Annotated in this window: 12 protein-coding genes; all 12 read right to left on the bottom strand. The window is 39.4% G+C overall.

The features are described 5' to 3' along the window. Nucleotide 1: 1 nt before the first annotated feature. Nucleotides 2–361, bottom strand: coding sequence for a DUF6145 family protein (locus ABVZ64_RS05170; protein WP_352399990.1), 360 nt, complete (start codon nucleotides 359–361; stop codon nucleotides 2–4). A 1-nt stretch (nucleotide 362) separates the two neighbouring features. Next, complete coding sequence (locus ABVZ64_RS05165; protein ID WP_352399989.1) at nucleotides 363–1,334, bottom strand: biotin--[acetyl-CoA-carboxylase] ligase; 972 nt, start codon at nucleotides 1,332–1,334, stop codon at nucleotides 363–365. A 52-nt stretch (nucleotides 1,335–1,386) separates the two neighbouring features. Then, nucleotides 1,387–1,788: a thioesterase family protein gene (locus ABVZ64_RS05160; RefSeq protein WP_352399988.1), complete on the bottom strand. Its 402-nt coding sequence runs from the start codon at nucleotides 1,786–1,788 to the stop codon at nucleotides 1,387–1,389. After that, complete coding sequence (ftsH, locus tag ABVZ64_RS05155; RefSeq protein ID WP_352399987.1) at nucleotides 1,788–3,713, bottom strand: ATP-dependent zinc metalloprotease FtsH; 1,926 nt, start codon at nucleotides 3,711–3,713, stop codon at nucleotides 1,788–1,790. Before ftsH ends, ABVZ64_RS05160 begins: the two co-directional genes overlap by 1 nt. Nucleotides 3,714–3,906: 193 nt before the next feature. Next, nucleotides 3,907–4,437: a hypoxanthine phosphoribosyltransferase gene (gene hpt, locus ABVZ64_RS05150; protein ID WP_352399986.1), complete on the bottom strand. Its 531-nt coding sequence runs from the start codon at nucleotides 4,435–4,437 to the stop codon at nucleotides 3,907–3,909. 2 nt (nucleotides 4,438–4,439) lie between these two features. Continuing rightward, nucleotides 4,440–5,798 carry a tRNA lysidine(34) synthetase TilS gene (gene tilS / locus ABVZ64_RS05145; RefSeq protein WP_352399985.1) on the bottom strand — a complete coding sequence of 453 codons (1,359 nt, stop codon included), beginning with the start codon at nucleotides 5,796–5,798 and terminating at the stop codon, nucleotides 4,440–4,442. A gap of 354 nt (nucleotides 5,799–6,152) precedes the next feature. Next, complete coding sequence (gene spoIIE, locus ABVZ64_RS05140) at nucleotides 6,153–8,555, bottom strand: stage II sporulation protein E (RefSeq protein WP_352399984.1); 2,403 nt, start codon at nucleotides 8,553–8,555, stop codon at nucleotides 6,153–6,155. A gap of 232 nt (nucleotides 8,556–8,787) precedes the next feature. Continuing rightward, nucleotides 8,788–11,439, bottom strand: a complete 2,652-nt coding sequence (locus ABVZ64_RS05135; protein WP_352399983.1) for an S-layer homology domain-containing protein — start codon at nucleotides 11,437–11,439, stop codon at nucleotides 8,788–8,790. Between the two features lie 152 nt (nucleotides 11,440–11,591). Continuing rightward, complete coding sequence (locus ABVZ64_RS05130) at nucleotides 11,592–12,851, bottom strand: amidohydrolase (protein ID WP_352399982.1); 1,260 nt, start codon at nucleotides 12,849–12,851, stop codon at nucleotides 11,592–11,594. Between the two features lie 11 nt (nucleotides 12,852–12,862). Then, on the bottom strand, nucleotides 12,863–13,672 hold the full coding sequence (locus ABVZ64_RS05125; protein WP_352399981.1) for an MBL fold metallo-hydrolase: 810 nt from the start codon (nucleotides 13,670–13,672) through the stop codon (nucleotides 12,863–12,865). Between the two features lie 287 nt (nucleotides 13,673–13,959). After that, complete coding sequence (locus ABVZ64_RS05120; RefSeq protein ID WP_352399980.1) at nucleotides 13,960–15,294, bottom strand: glucose-6-phosphate isomerase; 1,335 nt, start codon at nucleotides 15,292–15,294, stop codon at nucleotides 13,960–13,962. A 70-nt stretch (nucleotides 15,295–15,364) separates the two neighbouring features. Next, nucleotides 15,365–16,474, bottom strand: a complete 1,110-nt coding sequence (locus ABVZ64_RS05115) for a G5 domain-containing protein (protein WP_352399979.1) — start codon at nucleotides 16,472–16,474, stop codon at nucleotides 15,365–15,367. Between the last annotated feature and the right edge of the window lie 135 nt (nucleotides 16,475–16,609).

Here is a 16,609-nt window from a genome sequence, read left to right as displayed (position 1 = left end):
TTCATTTTTCGCCTTTTTTTAAAAGTTCATCCTTTAATTCTTCCCCTTCTTTTGTAAAAAATATGGTGAACCATACCTTTAATGAGGCAATTAGATCCTTATGAACACGGATAATTTCCTTCACTTCTAGTTCTGCCCCAATCTCATCAAAATTAATATCTTTTTCCCTTTTCACTGTTTCAAAATAAACCTCGCCATCCTCACGAAAACCCATTAAAAAAGTACATCCGAGTTTTTGTGCTGTGGTAACGCAAATAATTTGTAATTCTTCTTGAATGGATTCGGGTAATGTTTGGAATTTGGGTTCCAAAAAATATTTTTGTTTCTCGTAGCTAGCAGCAGCTAAAACGAAATCACTCATCTTAGTATCCTCCTCTAATTGATACCTCTCCAGAAAATATAACTTCTCGCTTGCCCGTATCTTTTCTGATTACAACCAACTCTCCCTCTGGCGTAATATCTTCTGCATGGGCAAAATACGTTTCTTTTCCTAAAACCTTAACATCTTGTTCTAGGGTAATACATTTTTCCTTATATCTGGAACGGAACGGCTGAAAGCTACAATGGGCCTCAATCAATTCCTCATATAATTTTTCAAAGTTGACCAGAACTTTTTGTAATATGTTTTTTCTTGAATAAGTTCTCCCATTTTCCATGTAGAGAGAGGTTGCTATTTCATGAATTCCCTCGGGAAATTGGGTTGTGTTCACATTAATCCCAATCCCAACAATTACAAAATGTGTGGCCTGCATTTCGCAGTCCATCTCCGTTAGAATACCAACTAATTTCTTACCATTTAACATAATATCATTGGGCCACTTTATTTTAGGGGTTAGACCAGTCTCCTCCTCTAATGCCTCACAAACAGCCAGGCCTGCCAAAAGGGTCAGCACAGATGCCTCAGATGGTAAAATAGTTGGTCTAAGCAGTATGCTCATCCAAATCCCTGATCCTGCTGGTGCTTCCCAGTGACGCCCCCGACGACCTCGTCCAGCTGTCATCTGTTCTGCCACAGCAATGGTTCCCTCAGGAGCCCCCCTTACTGCCAAGTCTCTTAGGCGACCATTGGTGGTATCTGTTTCTTTGTAGAAATAAATTGACCTTCCCAGCTTTTTCGTTGACAACCCCTGGGCAATTTCCTTATCATTATATAATGTATCATGAAGGATTAGACGATACCCCTTATTGGTTACAGCTTCTATCTCATAGCCCTCTTCTCTTAACTTCTTAATTCCTTTCCACACAGCGGCACGACTAATATCCAACTGTTGTCCAATTTCCTCCCCAGAAAGAAATCCTTGTTCCCGACGTAAAATTTCTAGTATCCGATACATAAAATCACCTCCGTCAAAAAAAAGAGCGCCTTGAGACGCTCTTCATTCTATCTTACGCTTTTGCCTTGCTACTTACACGGCTCATAAATTTTTGTAATTCAATGATTGCACGACCATGTGTGCCCTCACAAATTTTATCCACCTCATCGTAAGCCTTAATTTGGAATGTCAAAAGCTTACCATTTACTTCTGTCAGCTCTACTACAACCCTTACTTTCATACCAACCGGTGTTGCAGCCATATGTTTAAAATCAAAAGAGGTTCCTACTGTTTCCCAACCTTCGGGAAGGAAAGGCTTTACCGCGCCAATTGATGTTCCTTCAATCCATGATAATAGTCTTGGAGATGCGAAAACAGGTACATTATCGTTACCAAAAACAGTGGCTGTATCTGCCTCCTCAACGATATATTCTCTTTCAAAAGTAATACCTGGTACAATGTTGTTAAAATCCATTAGTCTTGCTCCTCTCGTTCTTCTCTTATGTTCTGGGAATGACTCATTTCCTTGGGCACTTCCGCGGCAATCCCTAAAATTTCATTGCGAACCTTAGGATCAAATAAAGCACGGAACTCATCGCCGGTTACTTTTTCTTTTTCTACAAGCAGTTTGGCAGAAGCGTGCAATACTTCCATATTCTCTTTTAAAATTCGTATTGCCTCGTCATATGCATGAGTCACAATATGGTTTACCTCTTGGTCAATTGTGGTGGCAACTGCCTCACTATAGTTACGCTGCTGACCCCAATCTCTGCCGATAAAAACTTCATTGCTGTCCTCGCCAAACTGGATCGGCCCAAGCACATCACTCATACCGTACTTTGTAACCATATTTCTTGCCATTGCCGTTGCACGTTCAATATCATTTGAAGCACCAGTGGTAATATCTTTAATTACAATATACTCTGCAGCACGACCACCCAAGAAACTGATGATTTCTTGTTCCATATACAACTTGGTCATATACATTTTATCTTCACCGGGCAAAGGCATGGTATATCCCCCTGCCATACCAGTAGGAATAATAGAAATGCTGTGAACAGGGTCTAGCTCACTGAGCACTTCAAATAAAATGGCATGCCCACTTTCGTGATAAGCAGTAATATATTTTTCTTTCTCTGAAATCACTCGTGTCTTTTTCTCCGTACCAACGCCAATTTTTATCAGCGCCTTTTGTATTTCTTCCATATCGATTTCAGACTTATTTGCTCTAGCTGATAATAAAGCGGCTTCATTCAAAAGGTTCGCCAAGTCTGCACCGGTAAACCCAGCTGTGGTTTGGGCAACAACTTTTAAATCAACCTCAGGTGAGAGGGGCTTTCCTTTGGAGTGAACACGCAAAATTGCTTCTCTACCCTTCACATCCGGTCTACCTACATAAACCTGTCTATCGAAACGACCGGGGCGTAGCAATGCAGGGTCTAAGATATCAGCCCGGTTTGTTGCCGCTATAATGATAATACTTTCGTTAATTCCGAAACCGTCCATTTCAACCAATAACTGGTTCAATGTCTGTTCTCTTTCATCATGTCCACCGCCAAGGCCTGCACCTCTACGACGGCCTACAGCATCAATTTCATCAATAAAAACAATGCTTGGTGCATTTTTCTTAGCCTGTTCAAATAAGTCGCGTACACGAGATGCGCCGACACCAACAAACATTTCAACAAAGTCAGAACCGGAGATACTAAAGAATGGCACACCCGCTTCACCTGCAACAGCCTTTGCCAACAACGTTTTACCCGTTCCTGGGGGTCCAACCAAGAGCACGCCTTTTGGAATACGTGCTCCTAAATCCGTAAACTTCTGAGGGGTACGAAGGAAATGCACCAGCTCTTCTAGCTCTGCCTTTTCTTCGTCACAACCTGCAACGTTTTCGAAGGTGATTTTATTCTCCCCTTCAACGCTCATTTTGGCTTTGCTCTTTCCAAATGTGGCCATTTTACTTCCGCCGCCTTGTAGCTTGTTAAACAACAACATAAAAAACAGAACCATTACAATCATCATAATCAAAGATGGCAATAATGCTGAAAGCAAACTTTCCTTTTGCACATCTTTAGTAGTTACCTTAATTGCGTCACCATCAGCAACCTTTTGATCTACCCTCTCTTGGAAAGTAGAAATGCTGGGGATATTCACAGAAATAACGCTACCATCGCTAAGAGTCGCCTCCACGGTACCAAAGTCACTCACCTCTTTGCTTCTGCTAACCTCAAGCTCTTTTATATTGCTACCTTCCAGTTCACTAACCAGATCACTGTAAGTATACGCTTTTTGATCCTTCTGAGGCGGTGTAATTCCCTCATTATTGAAGGCCAAAACAGCCAAAATAATAACAAAAATCAACGCATACAGCCCTATGGGCTTCCAGTATTTATTCAATAGATTCCCTCCTGTTGATCCTAAATTCGAATTTTATTGTTTCTCCTTATAAATCCGTACTAGTTTATAATTTTATCACATTTATATAGAAAAGGCAACTTAGGTTAATAAAAGTTTAATCAAAAACACTGCTTTTTCCTACAAAAAAAGAAGAGGAAATTTCAGCAAGAAACTCCTCTTCAATTGAATCAAATTAGTCTTCGTCAAAATGCAATACGCCTACATAATTTAAGTTACGGTATCTTTGTGCATAATCTAACCCAAAGCCTACCACAAATGCATCAGGAATCGTAAAGCCCACATAGTCCACAGGCACTTCAGCCACACGTCTATCTGGTTTATCCAACAATGTACAGATTTTAAATGTCTTAGGCTCTCTCTTTAACAGAAGGTCCCTCAAATGGCTCAAGGTTCTCCCACTATCGATAATATCTTCTATCAAGACCACATTTTTGCCTGTGATATCCTCATCCAAGTCTCGCAAAATTTTAATTTTCCCTGTGCTTTCAGTGCCATTTCCATAACTGGAAACATCCATAAAGCTCATTGTAACGGGCATTTTCAATTTTTTGGAAAGCTCCGTCAAAGTCATAACTGCACCCTTTAGTACACAGACTAGTTCCACCTGTTGGCCAGCAAAATCTTCATAAATCTGTTCTGCCATTTCCTCTAATCTCTTGCTGATTGCATCAGCACTGATCATTACTTCTACTCTTTCTTTCATTCTTAAATGAACCTCCGTATCTGTACTGTCAAATAACGTTTTGTTGCCTCATCTGGCTGATATGCTACCGAAATCCGCTTACCCACTACCCAAAGAATGTCGCTGTCAAGTGCAATAAGCGGCAGGCTATCTCTCTCTTCCCTGGGGATTTTTTCATCTATCATAAAATCTTTCAGCTTTTTACGTCCATTTCGAATAGCTAGGCTATCCCCTTTTTGTCTTGTTCGACAAAATAGCGCACAGCCTATTTTATCATAATCAAATACTTTCGTACAGCCATCAATATCATTTTCCGCTTTTTTTTCCGTACAAACTTTTAAATCCACATAAATATTAGCCTCTGGCACAAATATTTCTTCTCCAAGGTGCAAAGGATAGCAAAATTCTTTGCTTCCATGGTGAGCGTTTTTCATTTGAAGGATGTCATAGCTTTTTTTTGCGATTACTTTGTTTGGTAGGTTTACACTCTTTCCACTTTCCTGACTTAATAGCCCCTCTAATATTTCAAAGTGTGTAGCACCAAAATCTTTTTTAGCACCTAATTTATCCAAGGCTAATGCAAATACTCGTTTGCGTAACACCCTATGGGACGATTGCAAAACTTCTATGTTCAAAGTGACTTCACCTTTTCCCATTTTTTTTGCAGACCTTAAAAATAATTCTTGGGCTTGTATTTGTAGATACTCCTGTTCTTCACCCAAAATTTCTGCAGTTTGCGCAATATGTTCCGTAGTCTTGGGATATATCTCCTCTAGCAACGGAAGAATTTGATTTCTAATCCGATTTCTTGTATAATTATTTTCAAAATTTGTACTATCCTGACGATAGGATAGTTGATTGTCTTCACAATATTTTTCGATTTCTCTTCTTGTACAATATAACAACGGTCGCACAATATTGTCCCGAACAGGACGAATACCTATCAACCCTGCTCCCCCTGCCCCACGACAAAGGCGCATCAAAACAGTTTCTCCCTGGTCATTTTGATTATGAGCCACGGCAATAAAACCTCCATCTCTCTCCTTTTCGAAACTTTCATATCTTAAAAGGCGGCCTGCTTCTTCCGTTCCCATACTCCTTTTCTCTGCTTCCTTTGCCACATCAAAATAAAAAACCTTGCATGGAATCTCCCATTGCCTGCAAACTTTTTCAACAAACTCTCGATCCCCGTCGGCCTCATCTGCCCGCAAACCATGATGGACGTGCACTGCGGTTAAACCCCAGTTTTGCTCTTGTGCAAAGCCTTTTAAAATATGGAGTAAAGCAATGGAATCGGCCCCACCAGATACCCCAACAACAATTTTTGATCCATAAGGACACATTTGAAATTTTTCTATGGTCTGCCAGACTTTTTTTTTCATTCCTAACGCTCCCAAACTCTACTTAACAAATTGAATCTTATAATTTAACTCGAAACAAATTATTATCCGCTTTTTCGTTTCTATTTCTTTCTTCTAAACTCTAAACGTTTCAAAATATGTATCCACTTTACATGAAAAGCAATAGAAAGGCAATAGAAAGGCAATATCCCCTCTTAACAATTTCCATTACATCCCTATTTTAGTATTAAAAAAACGAAAACCTCTCCTGTTATTTCCCTTCGGAAATCAGGAGAGGTTCCGCTAACCCACCAAAATCAATCACAAATACCTACTCTATCAAGGAAAAGTTTTGCCTCATTAGATTTCCCATAATTTCAAGGTTCCATTCATTTTTCACGCGCCTTTTCGTTTCTTCCAAAAACGACCTACCAAAACTGTCATATCATCTTTTTGACCATTCTTCAATTCTTTCTGTGCCTCTTTTAATATATACTCCGCTGCATCTTGGGGGTTTGATAAAGGGAATTTTTCTAATTTATCTCTTAGCCAGCCAGCTGTTAGGTTTTCTCCACCTAGCACCTCTGTGATTCCATCTGTCAGTAAAAATATCATATCTCCATCCTTTAACAGCATCTCATTTTTAACAATCTGAACCTGCTGTAGTATTCCTGCCGGCAGAGTATGTGAAGTCACCGTTAAAACTCGACCACCACGACTTATATAAGAAGATACTGCTCCCAGCTTTATAAATTCAGCTCTACCATCAAACAAATCAACGGCACATATATCAAGGGTTGCATATGTTTCTTCGCCTTTTCGTAAAAGCAAAGCTGAATTGATCATTTTGACTGCCAGATCTCTCTCAAATCCCGCCTCAGTAAACTGCTCCAAAAGCTCAATGGCTGTTCGACTTTCTTCGGCGGCACCACTACCCTGTCCCATACCATCGGATACTGCCATGAGTGCCATTCCTTTTTCTGTTTCCAAAAATGCCGTAGTATCTCCCACAGGCTGGTTCTCCTGGGCTGATGAAAACGCAGTTGCAGCAGTCAAATGAAAACTTGGCACCTCCATAAAGCAGAGAGTACATACGCCATCCTTTTGGCAGTGACATATGTTTGGCTCTTTTAAAACCATCGGGCGATCCATGGTACGCTTTATTAGCGGCAGCAGTTTACTCTTACATACCCCTCGACATCCGCAACCCCTAATAGAAATCTGGACTTGACGACCATATCGATTTTTTTCCTCCAAAACCCGTACATCCCTCAAACGAATTCCTTCCTTTGCACATTCATCTTTTATCAACTGACCTGCCTGCTCCAAGAAGATATACCCCACCTCAAGCTGACCAGAAAGTCCAGCTAGAATGTCACTTACAGCAGTCATTTGTTGACTTACCAACTCTCTGCACTCCGCTAAACGACCCACCCAGATTCGGTCCCTACGGTACCCATCATAAACTTGATTAACTGTATCCACAAAAGAATCACCCCTGGCACACATTTGCCGAAAAGACTCGGGCATCTGATTCATCGTTACCTTTCCTTTTCCCTCGCAGTAAGACAATGCAGAGAAAGTCATACTATAAGTACGATATAGTTCCTCATTCCAACAATAGTGAGCCATACCACAGCCTTGGCACGCCCTTTCTGCAATTTTATCCACTAACTTTGAAACATCCTTTTTCTCCTGTCCATCCTCCTGATGAACAAAAGTTTTAGCCAATGCAGTAAATGCCTGGGAAAAACCCAGCAATCGTTCTTCTAACAGCTCTTTTTTTCTAATGTATTTGTCTTTGCTTCCTTCTTGCTCCCAAAAACTCCCTGTCATCCACACCAGGCATTTTTTAGGTGTAATCAAAAATGCACACGCTCCTAAGGCCCATCCGCCAGCCCATAATGGTGCTACCAGTGAAGCATCTGTATAAAATAAAAATAATAGCGGTGTTATAATTAAAACTAGTACCAGTGTAAACCGTCCCATATCTTTCAGGCAGCCTGCCATTAACCCACTAACCCCTAAAACAGTGAAGAACAATAAGTCCACCCCTCCACACAAATAAAGGAGAAGCCCAAACAACAGCCCTGCCGCCGCACCGCCGCCCATACCATCTCGCCATGCACAAGCAGCCAAAAAATATGCCAAGAGACAAGGCAATAGACCTTGCTGTAAGTATGGCATCTCCACAGCGGAGAGCCCTGCCATTGCTCCACCTAAAAGAAACACTAACCCTAAAGTTTCTTCTCGACTTGGAACTGGTATTCGTCTTTTATCCCAAAGAAAAATCATCCCTCTCTGCGCTAGCAATGAAAGCCCAACCACAAGTACACTTTCCACAGCAGCCACAGCAAAGTAAAATGTTAATCCTCCTTTGCTAATTGCATAAAACACACCTGACAGCCCCATAGCAAATGCACCCAAAAGTGCTTTTTTAAGCATTTCCTCCCGATCCACAAACCTACCAAGGGTTAATTGAATTGCACACGCAGCAGCCAGTACAGCTCCTGCCTTTAGGGGCATATCTACCAAGCATCCAATCCCCACCGAAACTAGAGCGCCCCAGAATAAGACTCCCTCACCAAAAAACAAAGAAATATACGCAATACCCATAGGACGTAAAATATGTAACATTTCTGCCTTGCCCCAAAAGATACCCATGGCACATAATAGTGCAAACTTCAATATTTCTTTTCCATGAATCAATATTGGTATTTTTTCGGTCTCAAAAGGTATTTCTTCTTTAACAACAGGACCTTGTGTTAGTTGCTCTATTATGATTTCTGTTTTTTCCATGACTCTTCCCTCCATATTCTCTATTGTAAGAAAATATGACTACTTTTTTTGTCATATGCTGGAGGTATCGTATGTTTTTTATCGACATTAAACTTCATAAAACCAGGCTCCCTGATAAAAGAAGTTTAATGGATTTTATTTTACAATATAAAAAGGGGGCTGTAATTCGTGGATTACAGTCCCCTTTTTATATATTATTGCTACATTCTAACAGTTTCCTTATTTGAGGGTATCAATCATCCTCAGCATCAATTCTTGTTACTTTGTTCTTGCTATTGACTGTTAGTTCTACCTTGCAATCATCACGATTTTCATCACAATCATCTAAAAAGTCATCCAGACCCCTCAACGTGTTTCTATAATCATCCTCATCATAACTTCTTCCTAAATCGTAATATACCCTTACATCTGGGTCTACTTCCCAAGTATATTCATCACCGGAACTATCCTTTATAACCAATTTGTCGCTGGATGTATATACCTTTTTCAGCGCACCTTTTTTAGGTTTGTCTTGTACATCATCTTCGTCGACGATTTTAGCTACCACCTTCGTAACTTGGTCTTTAGAGTTTAGATAAAGAGTTACTGAAATCACTTCATCACTATCCAAATCATCTAACGCAGACTCTAATTTGGATTCACTACTGCTTTTTCCGTCTAAGGTAATAGTAATATTACCCGAGGCAAAATGGTATGTTTTTGTGCTAGAGCCAGCTCTGACAGAAATCTCCCAAGCATCCACGCTACGCAATGTACCCTTCACCGTATCTTTGGCATTGGCTGTATCATCATACTCAGCAACTATTTTGGTTACATCGTTTTTACTGTTTAATGTTAATGTAATTTGAATTTTTTCATCGTTACCATATGCAGATTCAAATGCACTATCCAACTTGGAAACTGTAGAGCTGCTTCCATCCAAAGTTACCCTTACATCGCTATCAATATCATAGGTATAATCAACGCCATTGACACGAATTGTGATTTCTTCTTTTTTGGGCTCAATATTTCTCAGTTCGCCTTTTGTTGCCTTAGTGTTCTTACCTATAATCTCAGAAACTTCACCTTTGCTGTTGAACTTCAATTCCACCTCATAGGTATAGTCTTTGTAGTTACTTCTAAAGGTTGTCAAAGAAACACTTTTTCCGTCAATCTTAATGGATGGACTATTTAAATCATATTCATAGCTCTTTCCATCCACAGTTAATTTGATTTTAGATGACGTAATTTCCTTCAAAGTCCCCTTTGACAAGGAAGCATTTCTTGTTTTTGCAGAAATTTCAGTCACAGCGTCGTATCGATCAACTGTTAAAGAAATGTTGTATGGATTGCTTTCATACCTATCCATCAACGTTGATAAAGAGCTGCTCTTGCCATCGATCTCAACATCTACCTGCTTATCAAGATAGTACTTGTAAGTTTTTCCGCCAGCTTTTAATTCAAGACGATAGCTATTGATAAACTCTAAAGTGCCATGGGTTTCATCTTCCATAAAATCAATATTGATATTTGTTACATAGCCTTTACTGTCCAGTTTCAGCGTTACGGTATAATTGTTATCTTTATACTCACTTAATAACGTGGAGAATACCACAGTTTTACCATCGAATTTTACCGAAACATCCCCATCAGAAAGAGGATAGTCGTATTCCTTACTGCCTACTTCAATAGATACCTTTGAATTACTCATGTAGGTAAGCTTTCCTGAAAGAGGATTATTGGTGCTACGCATTGCGTCAATCCTGGTAACATAATTTGATCCATCAAAGCTTAGGGTTACACTAAACTCATAATCATCCATTTCATCTTCCAAAGTAGAAAGACTAGATTTTTTATCTCCAATTGTAACGGTTACATCCTTAGCCAGGCGATATTCTGTTTCCTTACTTCCATCCTTCACTGTAATTCTGCTACTAGATAAGTCTTTTAAAGGGAACGTTTTTTTCGTGTTAATTCCCTTTACAGATTTATTGATAACTACCGTTTTCAAGTCCTCATTATTATAAGTGATTGTAACAGTATCTCCTGTACCAATATCCTTCAAATCAACAGTTTCACTTTCGTAAGTTACCTTAACAGAACCCTTCTTGCCAAACAAATTTAACCCCGAACCATTGTTGGGTGTTACACTTAAGAAGATATCCCCATTACTTAAAATCATACTATTCACAACAGTACCTGTTACAGTGCCCGATGTGGGAGTTGTGGGCGTTGTTGTGCCAGAATTCATCACATTATTATATGTCTTTACGGACAATACAGCCATTTCAGCACGGTTGATTTTTGAATTTGGATTGAACTTATTCTCCGTATCCCCAACCATAATGTTCTTGCTATTCAATAGTGCCAAATACGGTACAGAACTGCTAGCAATTTTGTCTTTATCTTTATAAGACAGGGTTGCGCTGGTATTTAAAGTATACACAGAAGCCAATGCCTTACCAAACATTACACCGACTTCTTCCCTCGTTGCATTTTGCGTGCCATTTCTTAGCTTCGTCAAATCATTATTAGAAATAATTTGATTTTCCAAAGCATATGCGGTAGCATTATATGCCCATGTAGGAATATTATAGGCACTCATGACTGGTGTCCATTTTGTAACGTCCGTAGACGATACATCCTTCTTTGTATGTACTTTCATAATGGAATAAATCATCTGTATGGATTCACACAATGTCACATTATTTCTAGGCTTACAATATTTCTTTCCGCCCTCGGTATATCCATTCATTAAACCCAATGATTGGGCCTCATCAACAAACTTTGCCGCCCCTGGCCAAGGTACTGAATTAATATCAGCAAACGCAGAACCAAAAGCAGTTACTCCCATACTGCCAAATGCTAATGATGCAGCCAATGCGACTGCTAAAAATCTTTTCATAAGTAAATGCCCCCATTCAACTTATTTCTTTTATCCTATTAGTACCAAAGCTAACTATAAATAGAAATACATTGCTTCTCAAAACTACTATAACATAGTTAGACACAAAAATCTTTTCAAAAGTTTTAAGGTTGTAAAAATTTTCTTCGATTTCAGCTATTTTTTCTTATAAAGCTTAAATATTCTTCCTTTTTCTCCTTATAGTTTGATGTAAGTACTCTGTTGTTTTTTTCTTTTACCATATCATAAACTATACCCAACATCACTTTTGCAGCGTTAATATAGCAGTTTTCTAAATCTGAAATTTGAAAGCTATCATCATGAAATCGTCCCGAAATCCCCGAAAATCCAAATTGTACCGTTGGAATCAAAAAACTCAAATCACCCACATCACCAGAAGCACCAGAAACGGGGTTTTCCATGATCTCTTCAGGACTACAAAACTGCAACATATTTTCTTTTACAATACTATTTATTTTGTTTGACTGTCTTAAAGGCAAATAACCCACAGTGTTTGTAATGACACAGTCCAATTCTAAAGCCTTTGCACAATGGGTTAAACAAAGGTCCACTTTTTCACAAGCTTCTAGTAATGTTTCGTTATCATTAGCCCTAACATAGGTTTCCAACACTGTTTGTTGGGGAATTACATTTACACTTCCCCCGCATTCTGCCAAAACCGGATTTAACCGTAACCCTTTGTCTGGTGCAAATTGATCTTTTAAAAAAGATATCCCACTCATGGCTAAAGTTGCTCCATGTAATGCGTTTCGCCCAATATGGGGAGCAACCCCTGAATGGGCAGCTCGGCCAACAAAAACAGCCTTCTTTGCCATAAACCCTGCTAAAGTAGATCCAACATCAAATTTTGTATCTACCTCTCCATTGGCATGGGCAGATAGAACACAATCTACGCCATCAAAACATCCAAGAGCTATCATATTCTGCTTGCCGGATCTAAATTCCACTTTCCCCTGGGCGATTAAGCCATCACGATATTCAAAATCTATGAATTCTTCTGCGGGTGTAAAGAAAAAACTAACCTTGCAATCCGTCTGTGCCAGCACATTAGAATCTAATAGAGCCTTCAACACCGTTAACGCAATAGTGGTCTGAATACTATGTCCGCAGGAATGAATCGTTCCACTTCCATCTTTTTTGGGTAGTGCATCCATATCTGCTACCACAGCAATATGATAACCATTTTCTTGCCCAATTGTGGCTATAATCCCTGTTAATGCAACATCCTTCTGGTAGGGAACACCCCAATCAACCAATAAATCTATAATTTTTTTTGACGTCTGAACTTCACAAAATCCTAATTCAGCACATTGAAAAAAATCATCACCACGTTTGATTATTTCTTTTCTTTCTATTTCGACATATGAATGTAAATCTTCTTTCGTAATCAATGCAACACCCCCTATTCCCAGTTTAAACGCAACCCAACACCCACTTCTTCCACAGGGCTCTGATTATTTAATGCCGCCCTTACCCTAAAAGAAGTGCAGTGACAAGGATATAAACCTTGAACCTTCTCCTTTGCTATGAAGGAAATGGTTTGTTGTGTTCTTTGATCCAGATCAAAAAGATGAAATCCACCTAAAATACCTAGTATCTTGTCTTTACATAATACTTTTTTGGCATAAGAAATAATATTACAAATCCCAGCATGGGAACAACCCGTAATAATATATATCCCATCTTCACCGGAGTATGCCAAGGCAGTATCATCCAAAATCATATCTGGTATTGTTCCTTGTTCTGTTTCTAAAGAACCAATGGGATAGGGTTTTTCAAAAGCAACTTCTCTTGGTATCTCCCCAAGAAAAACCAGCTTATCAGTAAGCCAATAGGGCTCCTTTGTTTCTAAAAGGGAAAATTTTTGTCGTAGTATTTTTTTGTCCATAGGACTGCCAATGTCAAGCCTATCCAAACTTCTTGGTAGTAACGTATGAGGATGACATACCATTTGTGGTTTCACATCCCTACACACATCCATAAGGGGTATGATGCCACCTGTATGATCGTTGTGCCCATGGGAAAAAACAATCCCGTCTGCTTGTGTCACATCAATCAACATATCCCTTGCATTTTTAAGAAAAGCACTCGAATATCCGACATCAAACAGAAATGACTTACCTTCAGCCTCAATCCAATAAGATACAGCTGGCTCACCCAAATAATACACATCTATATCTGTGTGGTTATCCATCAAAACAGTAACTCGCATTATAATCCCCTCCTTATTTTCTCTTACATTATACGTTATGTACTTTAGGAAAACAAGGAAGGGTATGCTATACATAGAATCTGACGAAAAAATAAGAAGAAAGTTCCAGCTATTCTAAAAAAATCTTTTGGATTCTTGATAAATTACCGAAAATGCCTTATCTCAAGGAACAAAATTACATATTTTTTATTCTTTCCCATCCTCCCTCATCCAATAGAATGAAAAAAGAGTGAAGGAATGCACAAAAATGAACATTCTTTCACTCCCAATTTACCACTTTGTGAAACTTATTTTGAAAGCCTTCCCTCTAATTCTGCCTTTAATTCCTCAAACCCTGGTTTTCCCAAAAGGGCAAACATATTCTTCTTATATGCCTCTACCCCTGGCTGATCAAAGGGATTCACATCCAGCAGGTATCCACTGATCCCAACGGCTTTCTCAAAAAAGTATACCAGTGCACCAAAATGCCAAGCATCCATACGATCAATTTCGATCACCATATTGGGCACTCCACCATCCATATGGGCTAACATGGTTCCAGCAAAGGCTTTGCTGTTTACAAACTGCATTTCCTTACCCACCAAAAAGTTCAAGCCATCTCCATCCAAATCGTCAAAGGGGATGATTGCAGGTGTTTTGGGTTCTTTACTCCACAGAACTGTTTCAAAAAAATACCTTCCACCATCTTGAATAAATTGCCCTATGGAATGTAAGTCTGTAGAGAAATTTGCTGAAACAGGAAATACCCCCTTACCATCCTTTCCTTCACTTTCAGCATAAAGCTGTTTATACCACTCGCCAAACGAGGTCAAATGGGGCTCATAGTTTGCTAAAATTTCAATTGTTTTGCCCTGTTTGTAAAACAAATAACGCATTACGGCATACTGATAGCATTCGTTGGTTTCAACCTCTGGGTTAGAGTAAATTTCCATTGCAGCCTGCGCTCCAGCCATTACTTGGTCAATATCAACACCTGCCACAGCCATTGCAAGCAAACCAACAGCGGTTAAAACTGTAAATCTACCACCGATATCATCACGAATAACAAAGGTTTCATATCCTTCTTTGTTGCACATTTCCTTTAGTGCACCTCTTGCCTGGTCTGTAGTAGCGTAAATACGTTTTGCTGCCTCGTCTTTTCCATACTTTTTCTCCAAAATCTGTTTAAAAATTCGAAATGCAATGGCTGGTTCTGTTGTAGTCCCAGATTTTGAGATTACGTTAATGGAGAAATCTCTGTCACCCAAAATTTGCAGAATATCATTTAAATAGGCAGAACTGATGTTATTCCCAACAAAGTAAATATCCGGTGTATCTTTTTTCAGCTCATTATAAAATGGACTTTTGATAAAATCCAAGGCTGTTCTAGTCCCCAAATAAGAGCCACCAATGCCAATTACAATTAATACACTACTATCGTTTCTAATCTTTGCCGCTGATTTTTTTAATCTTTCAAATTCACCTTTATCGTACTCTTTTGGCAAGTCCACCCAACCTACAAAATCATTGCCTTTACCCGTCTTGTTGTGAAGGGCATCATGACAACGGCGAACATCTTTGGAAAGGGCCAATACATCTTTCTTTTGGATTGGCTCACCTTGTACTGTAAACTTCAGTCCCATATTGAAATCCTCCTTCTCTTTTTGAAAGGCATACCTTCATATTTGGAAAGTATGCCCTTTTAAAGTATAATTATAAGGTTCCTCTTACAATGATTTCAGGTACAGGCTCGTTAATTATCTCTTTTGAGATTTCCTTTTCTTCCTGTACAAATCCGTTTATTCTTGTAATTTGTATGGTGCTCTTTTTCTGTCCTGCCCGTCCTTGTTGCACTACTTTTTGATAGCTCTTGGGTTTTGTATTGTCGCTTTGATACTCATAGGTTTTGGGTTCAACCGTCGTTAAAACCTGAGTTTCGACGGTTTTGACAGAAACCTTGGGCTTCTTAATGGGTACATTTAAAACCTGACCCACGCGGATTCCTGCCTCTATGGTCAAGCCTTCGTTTAGCTTTATCAAATCTTCAACAGAACATTCATAGCTTTGGGCAATTTTATATAGGGCATCATTGGATTGTACTGTATATGTCCCAGTTACGGTTGAAGTAGATTGTAAAACAGAAACAGCATCGCTCTCGGAAAGAACCTCATTAGAATCTACAAAATCAGTGGCAACGGTAACATTTTCAACCCATTCCACGGTAGCATCAATTCCCTCGGCAGGAAGATAAGGTTTCTTGACAGATTCCAAAACATTGTTGGCCTGTTCCTCGTTTGCCAGAACTACACCCTTGCCCCCATCAACCATAATTATGGCTGCATTTACTTTATATGTCACTAAATTTCGTATTTTAGGAATTAAGTGTTCCATTGTGCAAATATCTTTTTTGCGGCCTCCACCAATGTGAATACGCTCTGTTTTTATTTCTTCGTTTAGCTTTACCTCTGTGCCAACCAACCCTGCAAGCTGGGTTTCAATGGTGTCTATGATGGTTTCCGCCTTCACTGCACGGCCCTCCAAAACACCAACACTCTCAGACCCCACGAAAACTTCTGTGCCATTTTTTCGCACAAAAAAGATGATAACAAGGAAAATAAGGATTGCCCCCACACCCAACAGTACGTTCTTTCTGGTCAATGACTTGCGTTTTTTTTGCTTACGCTTGTCTGTACTTTGCGGCTTCTTCGGCTTTTGTGGCCTTTTACTCCCACCTGAATTGTCATGTTTTGATGTTCTTTGCTTTTTTGCCCCATATGGCACCCGCTCTTCCCTGCGGGGAAAATTATCCTTCCCTTCGGCCACCTTCATGCCACCTTCTTTCTCTTACATCATTCGCCTTCATTTATCATTATTGTAAAATATTCAACAACGGATTGCAAGCAAAAGAGGGAGTAAAGGAAGAAGTGTAAGTAAACTGTAATTTTTTCTTTGAAACAC

The organism is Anaerotignum sp. (assembly GCF_040307045.1).
Taxonomy (GTDB): Bacteria; Bacillota; Clostridia; order Lachnospirales; family Anaerotignaceae; genus Chakrabartyella.
Note: the sequence above shows the minus strand (reverse complement) of the source record. Positions and strands in the feature narration are given on the sequence as shown.

Excerpts from the sequence above, each read along its gene's own strand:
- ABVZ64_RS05165 (WP_352399989.1), bottom strand. The coding sequence starts at position 1,334 with ATGTATCGGATACTAGAAATTTTACGTCGGGAACAAGGATTTCTTTCT.
- ABVZ64_RS05125 (WP_352399981.1), bottom strand. The coding sequence starts at position 13,672 with ATGCGAGTTACTGTTTTGATGGATAACCACACAGATATAGATGTGTAT.
- hpt (WP_352399986.1), bottom strand. The coding sequence starts at position 4,437 with ATGAAAGAAAGAGTAGAAGTAATGATCAGTGCTGATGCAATCAGCAAG.
- spoIIE (WP_352399984.1), bottom strand. The coding sequence starts at position 8,555 with ATGGAAAAAACAGAAATCATAATAGAGCAACTAACACAAGGTCCTGTT.
- tilS (WP_352399985.1), bottom strand. The coding sequence starts at position 5,798 with ATGAAAAAAAAAGTCTGGCAGACCATAGAAAAATTTCAAATGTGTCCT.
- ABVZ64_RS05135 (WP_352399983.1), bottom strand. The coding sequence starts at position 11,439 with ATGAAAAGATTTTTAGCAGTCGCATTGGCTGCATCATTAGCATTTGGC.
- ABVZ64_RS05170 (WP_352399990.1), bottom strand. The coding sequence starts at position 361 with ATGAGTGATTTCGTTTTAGCTGCTGCTAGCTACGAGAAACAAAAATAT.
- ABVZ64_RS05160 (WP_352399988.1), bottom strand. The coding sequence starts at position 1,788 with ATGGATTTTAACAACATTGTACCAGGTATTACTTTTGAAAGAGAATAT.
- ABVZ64_RS05120 (WP_352399980.1), bottom strand. The coding sequence starts at position 15,294 with ATGGGACTGAAGTTTACAGTACAAGGTGAGCCAATCCAAAAGAAAGAT.